9 protein-coding genes are annotated in these 11,241 nt (G+C 34.9%); 5 read left to right on the forward strand and 4 right to left on the reverse strand.

The genetic code is table 11. From position 1 onward, the window contains the following. Positions 1–119: 119 nt before the first annotated feature. Positions 120–1,487: a HoxN/HupN/NixA family nickel/cobalt transporter gene (locus M947_RS12895; RefSeq protein WP_162139345.1), complete on the reverse strand. Its 1,368-nt coding sequence runs from the start codon at positions 1,485–1,487 to the stop codon at positions 120–122. Between the two features lie 92 nt (positions 1,488–1,579). Beyond that, positions 1,580–2,173 carry a class I SAM-dependent methyltransferase gene (locus M947_RS12900; RefSeq protein WP_021286438.1) on the reverse strand — a complete coding sequence of 198 codons (594 nt, stop codon included), beginning with the start codon at positions 2,171–2,173 and terminating at the stop codon, positions 1,580–1,582. Positions 2,174–2,369: 196 nt separating this feature from the next. Here M947_RS12900 and M947_RS12905 point away from each other — a divergent pair, with 196 nt between their 5' ends. The 5 genes from M947_RS12905 to M947_RS12925 all read left to right on the forward strand — a co-directional run bounded on the left by M947_RS12905 (position 2,370) and on the right by M947_RS12925 (position 9,146). Continuing rightward, entirely contained in the window at positions 2,370–2,774 is a 405-nt protein-coding gene (locus tag M947_RS12905) for a thioredoxin family protein (RefSeq protein WP_021286439.1), read from the forward strand. A 364-nt stretch (positions 2,775–3,138) separates the two neighbouring features. Next, entirely contained in the window at positions 3,139–3,747 is a 609-nt protein-coding gene (locus M947_RS12910) for a TetR/AcrR family transcriptional regulator (protein WP_021286441.1), read from the forward strand. Continuing rightward, positions 3,741–5,006, forward strand: a complete 1,266-nt coding sequence (locus M947_RS12915; RefSeq protein WP_021286442.1) for a TolC family protein — start codon at positions 3,741–3,743, stop codon at positions 5,004–5,006. Before M947_RS12910 ends, M947_RS12915 begins: the two co-directional genes overlap by 7 nt. Next, positions 5,003–6,052 carry an efflux RND transporter periplasmic adaptor subunit gene (locus tag M947_RS12920; RefSeq protein ID WP_021286443.1) on the forward strand — a complete coding sequence of 350 codons (1,050 nt, stop codon included), beginning with the start codon at positions 5,003–5,005 and terminating at the stop codon, positions 6,050–6,052. The genes M947_RS12915 and M947_RS12920 overlap by 4 nt, the downstream gene beginning before the upstream one ends. A 4-nt stretch (positions 6,053–6,056) precedes the next feature. Next, positions 6,057–9,146 carry an efflux RND transporter permease subunit gene (locus M947_RS12925; protein ID WP_021286444.1) on the forward strand — a complete coding sequence of 1,030 codons (3,090 nt, stop codon included), beginning with the start codon at positions 6,057–6,059 and terminating at the stop codon, positions 9,144–9,146. A gap of 79 nt (positions 9,147–9,225) precedes the next feature. On the opposite strand, the gene M947_RS12930 is transcribed toward M947_RS12925, so the two are convergent. Both M947_RS12930 and M947_RS12935 read right to left on the reverse strand, forming a co-directional pair. Continuing rightward, positions 9,226–9,990 carry a TIGR02757 family protein gene (locus M947_RS12930; RefSeq protein ID WP_021286445.1) on the reverse strand — a complete coding sequence of 255 codons (765 nt, stop codon included), beginning with the start codon at positions 9,988–9,990 and terminating at the stop codon, positions 9,226–9,228. Further along, entirely contained in the window at positions 9,959–11,227 is a 1,269-nt protein-coding gene (locus M947_RS12935; protein WP_021286446.1) for an RNA polymerase factor sigma-54, read from the reverse strand. The genes M947_RS12930 and M947_RS12935 overlap by 32 nt, the downstream gene beginning before the upstream one ends. Between the last annotated feature and the right edge of the window lie 14 nt (positions 11,228–11,241).

An 11,241-nucleotide genomic window follows, 5' to 3' on the forward strand; every position in this document is an offset into this window, starting at 1 on the left:
GCTTAAAGTTGCTATGTCTTTTAGAAGTGATGCTTCAGCTTCGCCCTATACTACTTTAAAATCAAAATAGAATTTGTAAGCCCTATCTACGAGGTTGAAATCTAGCTTCTTAAAGGTGGCTAGGTTGAGAAAAAAAGCACAATTCCTAAGATGAAGATTAGTGCAAGTGAGAGATACTCTAGTATAAGCTGGATTTTTGTATGTTTTTGTGAGGTTTTTTTACGCACACTTACACTTACGATGGCTGAGAGAAAGATTATAGTGCTCATTCCTAAACTCATCACAAAAGCTGATAAAAATCCTAAAAAGTACATCCCCATAGAGAGTGAAAAGATAAAAATAGTTACAGTCCCCGGACAAGGAATGATTCCAGCAGAGATTATAAGTGCTAAGTCCGTAGAGTTTTGATCTACTTTACATGAGCCACAACCACAATTTGATTCGTGAGGTGTTGTACTAAAACTCATGCTGTTTTTTTTAACTCTATAAGCTTTTAGTTTTTTATATAACAGATATAGAGCTATTGAGATGATAACAAAAGCGGAGACCTTTGTAGTTAACATAATGGTGTTTTGCATAAACTGAGCCAAAAAAGTCTCTACAACAAAGTAGATAAATAGAGTAAGCAAAAAGGCTGAAAAAGTATGCACAACTCCGATGGCAAGAGAGATAAAAAATGCTTTCGTGTAAGACCTCTCATTTGAGAGAAAGTAGCTCGCTACAAGTGTTTTTCCATGCCCTGGACCTATGGCGTGAACAACTCCATAAACATAAGCAAATAGTAAAATAAGCAGATATGTCAAAGGTTTTTTATTCTCTTGTGCATCTTTAAAAAGTGACTTTAATTTCTCTATGGTTTTAAGCAGAAGATTTTCTTGTGTAGTTGGTTCATCTTGTTTTTGGGTTTTTTCTTGCTGTACTGGTTCGTCAGTTATAACTACATCCTCTTTTAAAATAGTTCCAGACTCTGTCTTTGTCTCTACTGTTGTTGGAACTTCCTCAAAAGGCTCAAAACGAAAATGTACTGCCGCACTAAAGAGATAAAGATTTTTAAGAAAATCAAAATCCTCTGCTTCTACTTCTACATCATCCACTATAAAACTAAAAAAAGCCTCATCATCTTCAAACAAAAAAGATATAGTATGTTTGTTTTTAATATCTATATCAACAAAGATATTAAACCCAAAAAGAAGTCTGTTATCTACTACTTCTATAGTAAAATCGCCATATGTCGCATCTATAATGTTTTCATGATCACTATCTCCATACTTTATAAGTGTGAGCATATCTTTAGCTAAAAGATAGTCAAGTTTTATCTCTAAAACCTTCTCAAGCTCTTCTTTATCTAAGATAAGATTTTTATTTTTATCGTAGTTGTGAGTTAGCTCCGAGGTATACGCATCAGAGAAGTGCCACATTACTTCTATTTTTTTAAGTTTGTTATTTTCTATAGGAAGTCTCAACCCAACATCTGCAGTGGGAATCATAAATGAGCATGTAGCACAAGAGTACAAGAGAGCTTGCGTTAAAAGAATATAAAAGAGGATTTTTTTCATATAGTTATTGTATCTATAAAAAGTTACTTTATAGCAGTAAGCAAGAAAACACCATACTCTTGTTGTGGCTTTTTAATCTTATTTACTTGTGAAATTTCTATATCCTTAAATCCACAATTTGAGGCAATTTTTCGCAGTTTTTTTGTATCAAAACCAAAATGAAACACTCCACTATTATCTGAATGAAAGCTACCATCTTCTAGTTCAAGGTCAGCAATAGCTATAAATCCATCGTCTTGTATATTTGAATGAATTGTAGAAAAAAATAGATGCAAATCCTCTATATGATGCAGAGTCATAGAGCTTATAAGCCCATCAAAACTTCTTTGCAGTGGTGTTTTTATGATGTCTTGATGCACTGGTTCAATACTAAGTTCAGAACTGTTTTTAGCGACAAGCTCCTCTAACATACTAAATGAGGTATCAACACCATAAACTTTTTTAACATGCCCAGCTATCTCAAAACCCAAAAGCCCAGTTCCAGTTCCAAAGTCTAAGAGCTCCATCTCAGAATGCAGAGCAAATCTTTCTAAAATAGCACCACCAATAGTTTTTGTGTTGGTATTACTTTTGTTATCCCAATCTTTAGCTTTATCTTTAAAGTTGTCGTGTTGCATCTACATCCCTATATTTGTTAAAAAATTATACCAGCACTTTAGTAAATTCAAGTACTTAAGTCTATAAAAAAAGAGTTCTAATACCCTTTTTTAAGAATATAGAATTCTCCAAGTTTGTGATTTTCAGCAATATTTTTGAAAGTGGTGGTATAATTTTTTGATATAAATCAAAATCTCAATATCTTGAAGGATAAAAATGAAATATATAGTTTTAACTCTACTTTTGATCTCTTCACTTTGGAGTGTGGAACTTGGCTGGTCAGACGACTATGAAGCATCACTTAAAGTTGCACAAAAAGAGAACAAAAACCTCTACATTTTGATAACTTCATCAACTTGTGGGTGGTGCAAAAAGTTTAAAAACACAACCTTACAAGATAAAGAAGTCTTAAAAATGTTAAATGAAAAATATATCTTAGTTCACTTAGATAGAGATATAGATGATTTTCCATCTTGGATGAAGGTAAAAAGTGTCCCAAGACACTACTTTGTAACTGCAAAAGGTAAAGAGATTTTTACATTTTTAGGTTATTGGGACTCTTTAGACTTTAAATCATTTTTAGGCGATGTTGAAGAGAAGATTAAACAAGACATAAAGTAAGTATATATAAATTCGCCAATTCAAAAAAACAAAGCATCATCTCTTATAAAATATTTTATAAGAGATGATGCAACTACCACAATAATATAAAATCTCCCTATTAAACTTCACTAAATTTAGATTTTATTTAATCCTTTTTCTATTAAGCATGCTCATTTAAGTTAAAAGCAAGAGAAAAAGCAATAAACTTACTTACTCGAAAGTAAGTTTATTTACTGTTCCTATGAATATCAGAAAAAAACTGTACGAATATCAACACCAAAAGAAGTAAAAGTATGAAAACAAAAAAAATGTCAGCTTTGCAAAAAAGCATAAACTATACAAAAACAATAGAGTCCTTTATAAAACAAGCAGAGAGTTTATAATGGCTAAAAAATCAAAAAAAGAGTTAATTTTAACAACTGCTATAACAAACTTTTCAAAATATGGTTATGAAAATACAAATTTAGATCTGATTGCTAAAGAGTGTGATATTACCAAACCTGCTATCTATTATCATTACAAAGATAAAGCAGCACTATATGAGGCTGTTGTTTGCTCCCAGTTTTCAAAACTTGCTCAAATTATTGAAAAAAATACCTTAGAGGGTGATGCTAAAGATAAGCTTTACAACTATATCAATACCTTTGGCTCCTTTCTTATCTCAAATCCAACTTTTAGCTCCATCTTTGCAAGAGAGATAGCAAGTACAGCAGCAACGCTTCCAGATAAATGTGCAGTATTTCTCTCCCGTACTCTTGCAAGATTGATACTCATCTTAGAGCAAGGTGAAGATGAAAAAGTATTTGAAAAAGAGAATCCCTTTATGATTCAGATGATGATTGTCTCAACACTTACTTCTTACAACACCACAAAACCACTTAGAGAGAGGATATTTTCTGTGCTTGAAGATAAAAGCAAACTTCCTGAGATTGAGTTTGAAAACATAGTTGAATCTCTCTCTAAAAAAATCATAAAAGGATTACTATGTTAAAAAAAGCATTAATAATGTTCTCTTTACCTTTGCTACTAAGTGCATACACAATGCCCGAACTCTTTGATGCGCTTAAAAAACATTCACAAACAAAGTCTGATGAGATGGTAGTAAAAAAAGCAGAGCTTTATGAGGATTTAAACAAAGCAGAGCTTTACCCAAGGATAGATCTATTTGTAAGTTTCGACCACTACTCTTCGCCGACAAATCTTTTACCAGTTCCGCCAAACAGTGTAAAAAATCCTGCAACGGCACAACCTTTTAGTGAGAATATTACTCGCGAGGGAGTTACCTTTACTATGCCTCTTTTTATGAAGTCTATTTTCACTCTAGTTGACAAAGCCAAAGCAATACAAAAAAGTGCAAAAGCAAAAAAACATATAAATCTTCTTCAAAACGAAGCACTTATAGTTGGAAATAATGCAAATTTTGTCTACTTACTAGCACTTCAAAAATCTCTAAACGCAAAAGAAAAATCACTACTAGAGACAAAAAAAACTCTGCAAATAAAAGTAGAAAATGGAAGAGTTGCTGCATCAGCACTCTATAAAATAAATGATAGTCTCAACCAGATAAATATCGCTAAAAACAATATCAACCTTCAAAAGAAAAAACTTATAAGTATAATATATTCTCTCACAGGCATAAAACTAGAAACTCCCGTTGCTATGACTCTTAGTGACAACCTTGATAGTAGCAAAGGCTTAGCGTCGCTAGAACCTTTAAGAGTAAAAATAGCTGCTGATAAGTTAAGTGTAAAAGCCAAAAAAGAGAGACTCTACCCTTCCCTTTTTGCTCAAGGCTCTTATACTTTCTCACAAGGTACGGCATATAACAATAATAAAAGTCTAAATGAAGAGTATGGAAACATAGGCGTGGTTTTAAATATACCACTATTTCAAATGGATAGTTATAGTGAGATCTCTTTAGCCAAAGTAGAAGTAAAATCAAGCGAAGTAGAACTTAAAAAAGCAACAGATGAACTAGAAGCAAAAGCGCAGATGCTAGAGGAGTCTCTACCTCTTCTAGACAACTCTATGAAGCTCTATACTCAGAGTATATACAATAAAAAACAGCTACTTGAGATTGCAAAACTCAACTTTAAAAACGCAAGACTCTCAACTGAAGAGTACTTAAGGTATGAAGATGATGTGGTCTCTGCAGAGGCCGAGCTTCACAAGGCAGAAGCCGAGATGATACAAACAAAAATGCAACTAGCAGTTATTTATGCTAACAATATTGAGGAGATGGTCAAATGAAAAAATATTTAAAGATAGTTTTAGCCCTAATCGTTGTCGTAGCTCTTGGTATAGCTGGAGCAAAAAAAATTCAAACAGCAAGAGCGGCTGATGCATCCATGCCAAAAGCAAAGATTTATCCTATTGTAGTAAAAGTTATGACACCAGCCATAGTTGATGCTAAGCTATCTCTTCCCTATCTCGCTGAGGTAGAAAATGACAAAGATGTTTTACTCTCTTCAAGAATTTCAGCAAGGATTATTAGTATAAAAAATAGTGGTGCACCAGTAAAAAAAGGTGATGTAATCGCACGACTCGACACAACTAGTATAGAGAGCTCTCTTAAAAGTATTCAAAATCAGATAACTTCTGAAAATATCGCACTAAAGAACTTAAAAGCGACACACAAAAGAACAACCCAACTCCTCAGTATGCAAGGTGCGTCTATAGAGGAATCTCAAAAAGAGGCAACTATGATAGCCGCAACTGAGGCAAAAATAGCAGGACTTAAACAGCAAGAGATAGAGTCAAAAAACAATCTATCCTACGCAGTTATCATTTCTCCAGTTGATGGCGTTATAGCTAAAAGCATGTCAAGCGATGGAGCTATGAGTATGCCGGGTAGTCCACTTGCTAAAATCAGTTCTAAAAATGGTTTTTATCTGTTACTTAGAATCCCTACAAACATAAACATAAAGGGGGTCTCGTTTAATGGAGAAGTTTTTCCTGCTATTGCTCTTAATAGCACCTTTCATGGCTTAGCAGAGTATAAAGTTTATATAGGAGACTCTAAGCTTACAAGTGGCGATAGAGCCGAAGTAGATGTGATAACTTATAATGATAAAGGTTTTCTACTGCCGTTTGATGCACTTCTTAACCGTAACGGCAAAAGTTATGTTCTTGTTGTAAATGGCAACAAAGCAGAGTCAAAAGAGGTGCATATTCTAGAGAGTGCCGAACAAGGTGTTCTTATATCTGAGAGCTTTGAAGGTGAGAAAATTGTTGTAGCAAAACCAGATATCTTACTTAAACTCTCAAGTGGCCATGCGTTAGAGGTAAAGGAGTAAAAAAATGTTTGAGTATTTTTATAAAAGACCTTATCTACTCTACTCCATAATTGCCACATTTTTTGTAATAGGAACTATTGCTCTTATAGTTCTACCAAAAAACTTATTTCCAGATGCAAATCCACCTCAAGTCGTAGTCATTACTGCAGTCCCTGGTGCTACTGCCCAAGTAGCAGCATCAACTGTTTCTAAACCAATAGAACAAGAGATTGCCCGTTTAGGTCTAGTTACAGATGTGAGCAGTGTGAATGTTGCAAACTTCTCTATAGTAAAAGCTGAGTTTGAGTATGAAAAAGGCTTAAATGCAGCAGCAGTTGATGTAGCAAATGCACTTAGTATCGCAAGAGCAAAGATACCATCAGGTCTCAGTCCTGCCGTCTATACAGCAGGTGATTTCACACTTCCTGTTGATATTATCTCACTTACTCCAAAAAACAGTAGCGTTGATTTGTCGGATATTAGAAAAATAGCGGATAGTTTCATAAAACCATATCTCTTAAGTAATACAGAGATAGGAAATGTCGAAGTATTTGGTGGATTTGAGAGTGCCATAAACATTGAGATAGACCCCTTTAAAGCAAAGCGTTATAGTATCAATTTTGAGGAGATAGCTAAAGCCATCAGAGCACTTAATCGTGACATTCCTATTGGATTTATCAAAGGTGATAATGATTTTTACACAGTTACATATTATGGTGAAAAAAACAATGTAGAACGTCTTAAACAACTACCCGTGATGCCAAATGTGCGTCTTGGAGATGTAGCAGACATTAAGTGGAGCTACCAAAAGAGAACTAGCGGATACTTGGGAAATGGGCAAGGAGCTATTGCTCTTGCCATCCAGCGTGCACCAGGAGGGAGTGTTCTTGATGTTAGTAGTGCAGCTCGTAATGAGATGCAAAAACTTCAAACTGAGTACCCTAGCATCAATTTTGAGATAAGTGATACACAAAGAGATTTGATAGAACAAGCAAACTCCAACATGCTTGATGCTCTAAAGGATGCTATAATCTTTACTCTTTTTATTCTTATGCTTTTTTTGGGTAATTTTAGAGCTATTATCGCAGCAGGGCTCTCTATACCTATGGTTTTTTTCTCTACTATTGCCATCGTTTGGCTCACTGGGGGAGAGTTAAACATAGTAATCTATACCGCGATTATTTTAGCACTTGGTATGCTCGTAGATGATGCAGTGGTTGTTTTAGAAAATATAGAGAGGCATTTAGATGAAAAGCATGCAAACTTACAAGATGCTATAAAAGAGGGAACAAAGGAGGTATTAACTCCTGTTTTTGCTGGAACTATTGCTACTGCTGCTATTCTTTTTCCACTTATGTTTATTGGAGGCTATCCACAAAAGATTTTTAGACCTCTGATTGAGACCCTTATAATTGCTCTGTTTATAAGTTGGTTTTTATCTATAACCTTTATACCCCTACTCTCAGCTTGGTTATATAAGAATGGAACTGGTAAAACAAAAGTAGAAAAGATGTTTGATAGTTTTTATAACAATACCATTGGTAAACTTGTCACTCCCTATATAGGCATCATAAAGTTCTCAAACAAAAAGTTTAAAGTTTTTCGTCGCATCTTACTTACAGTTGGTGTTATCTTACTCCTTGGCGTTAGTTTGAAAAACATCATGCCTACAATTGGCAAAGATGCTATGCCACCAATGGATACAGGAATCATCAAAGCTCAAGTTGCTTTTAGTGTTAATGAAACCGTTGAGAGTGCAGAGGAGAAGATAAAACCAGTTTTAAAGTGGTTACATGAACAAAAATGGGTAAAAATGAGTTCTGTTGCTTTTGGTACAGAGCCTGGTGTTTTATCCCTAGGCAGTGGAAACTTACCTGCAGAAGCTACTATTACCATTAGCTGTATCAATAGATTTGAAAGAGAAGAGACTATTTGGGAACTTGAAGATATCATTCGTGATAAAATTTCCCAAATAGAGGGCGTTAAACGCAACGATGTCTTTGATTTTGGAGCAACTGCACTCTCAAGTATAAAAGCAACTATAGATGTGAGGTTATCTTCCGCAGTTGTTGATGGACTAAGTGATAAATCACACCTTGTCGAGCAGGCTCTTAGCGATGTTGCAGGACTTACCTCTGTAAGTACAAGTTGGGATAAGGACTTTATGGAAGTTGAGTTAAACATAGATGAAAACAAGGCACTAAGTTATGGAATTACACCATATCAAATAGCTATGCAACTTCCTATAAAAGGTGAGATAATCGGGCTAAATGCAAATTTAGAATCGATGAATACCCAGTTTGTAAGACTTTACTTAAAAGGGAAATTTTCTCAAAATATTGAGACTCTAAGACTTCTGCCAATCACAACACCGATGGGTGAAATCCCACTTTCACACATTGCCTCGCTAAATCGTCATCTTACCTTTGCAAAGATAGAACGTGATAAGATGCTCTACTCTATAGATGTAAATGGTTACCGCTCAAAACGTCCTGTTACTCACTTAACTGACGATACCATAGAAGCACTAAAGAGTGTAAAACTAAATGATGTAATAGTTGAGCAAACAGGAGATATAGCTCAGATAGATGATAGTTTTAAACGCATGATAAAAGCCATAGGCTTTGGGATTATAATCCTTATTATGATACTTATTGCGATATATCGCTCTGTTAGAATGGCATTTATTATGATACTTGTTTTGCCACTCTCTCTAATTGGCGCTGCATGGGGTATGTTAATCTTTGAGAAACCTAGCTGTATGCCGAGTTTGCTAGGTATTCTTCTACTCTTTGGGATTATAATAAAAAATGCAGTACTCTTAATCGACTTCTATCAAAACAATCGTAAGAGTGGGGAGGGAGCTTTTGAGAGTGCTGTAGAAGCTGTAAGAGTTCGTTTTCGCCCTGTAATGATGACAGCTTTTGCAACAGCAGCAGGTATGATACCTATAGCCCTAGAGCAAGCCGTTGGACTAGAGAGGCTTAGTCCCTTAGCAGATGTGGCAATTGGCGGAGTTATCGTTGGAACACTCCTTACACTCATCTACGTGCCAATGTTTGCTTATGTGTTTGATAAAGACGAGAGTAAAAATAAAGCTCAATATGACGTTTGAGATTAGTTTAAACAGAGAGTTGTTTTTACTAATCTGCAAGTGGTGGTAAAATAAGTTAAAGGGGCAAAATACAATTAATTTAGATTAATTTTTCTTGCCCAATTCTATATAAAGCAAAATCATACTTTAAAGGGTCATTTTCATCAAATCTCTTTAGCATTTGGGTTAGCTCTACTGCGGCTTGAAGGTCGTAGGTTTTTCTATGGAGTAGCCCTAGTTTTTTTGAAACTTTAAAAGTATGAGTATCTAGTGGCATGATTAAGTCTGCTTTATCTACACAACTCCAAAGCCCCATATCTATATTGTCATCTCTTACCATCCATCTAAGAAACATCATCCATCTCTTTAATGCCCCAGCTCCTTTGGTTTTTGTGGTGACTTTTGAGATTAAAAATCTGTAGCCTTGAGAGTTATGTGGAAAAAGTGAGTTTATAGCCTCTATAAGAGCGTTGATACCGTGGATAACACTTCTCTCTTTTATGTAAGCAATTCTAAATATCTCTTCTAAGCTACTCTCTTCATTTAATCTCTTTAGAGCGATAAAAAGAGCAATAACATCCTCACTCTTTTGAAATCTATAGTAGTGGTTTTGTAAAGCCTCTCTTATATCTTTGTCACTCTTTTTTAAAAGCGAGAAGTCTAGTGAGTCTAAAAATTTAACTATCTGTTTGACTCCACCATAAGCAAACAAGGCACAGATTAAGGAGATGTTTGCATCTTTGTAGCGTTTTGCAACTAAGATGGGATCTAGTCTATCTAGCGAGACTTCATCTGCATTATCTCTTTTTTTAGCTTCTCTATCTAAAAGTTTTTTAATGTAGATGATAGAGTTTTTTTCTTTCACTTGAACCTGCTATATTTAGTTGTTTTCTATACTTTGCGATGGTGCGTCTAACCATCTTAACTTTAAATTTTTCTTGAATAAGCTCAAGCAATTTCATATCACTCAAGGGTTTTTGACGATTTTCTTGCTTAATTAGCCCTATTAAAAACTCCTTTATAGCCGCGTTTGAGACATCTTCATCTATGGCAGTTGTAAAAAACTCTTTCATAGCAAAGAGACCTCTATCACACGCTATATACTTGTTTGCAATGGCACGAGAAATAGTAGATGGGTTGTGTCCAAACTCATCTGCTAAAGTTTTTAGAGTAAGTGGCATAATCTGACCACCAACAAAAAACTCATACTGATACTCAACTATCATAAGTCCAACCTTGTAAAGGGTTGCACGCCTCATATCAAGCGCATCAACTAAACTCTTTGCCTCTTTTATCTTTTGAGTGATAAATTCATGCTCAACCGCATAATTTGTGTCTATCTTTATGATTGGATAGTACTCATCATTTAGTTTTATCTCTATCTCATCTTCATCATTAAAAAAAATCATAAGGTCTGGTACAACTTGAGCAGAATCTTCTTGATACTCTATAGCTGGAGGGTTTTTGAAGCTAGATAAGACTCTCATAGCTTCACTAAAATGCTCTTTTGATGAAAATTCATGTATATCCTCAAGTGAGTTTATAATTTCTACGCAAAAAGGGTAAGCTTCATCACTAATGTCTGAGTTATCTAGTTGAAACAAAAATGATTCAGCTAGATTTTTTGCAGCAATTCCAACAGGTTCAATAAAAGCAAACCTAAGACGAACCCTCTCAAACTCATCTTCACTTATAGCGTTTACTCCACAAAAACTCTTTGTATCTCCCTCATAATAGCCATTTTCATCTAGATTTTCTACTATAAATGAAGCTATTTTTTGAGAGAGAGGAGTTGGAAAGAGTGGTTTTCCTATCTGCTCATCCAAAATCTCATAAAGGGATCTGCTCTGAATTGTAAGAGCCTCTATCTGCTGGGTTCTTGAGTTACTAACTTGTCCGCTTAAAATCTTTTTAGGTATTTTTTTAGCAAATTCTTCTTCATATCCAGACTTTATTTCAACAACAGGATTTGCCTCAACAAAAGGAGCCATAATCTCATTTAAATCCCCAAGACTAGAGTGCAAAATAGGGAGCCAATTTCGCAGAGTGTTTGAGAGCTTATGCTTTGTCGCAACGCTTGTGTTTTGCCTTAGTGTAGCCATGATATTTTAAGCCA

This window comes from Sulfurimonas hongkongensis (assembly GCF_000445475.1).
Classification (GTDB): Bacteria; Campylobacterota; Campylobacteria; order Campylobacterales; family Sulfurimonadaceae; genus Sulfurimonas; species Sulfurimonas hongkongensis.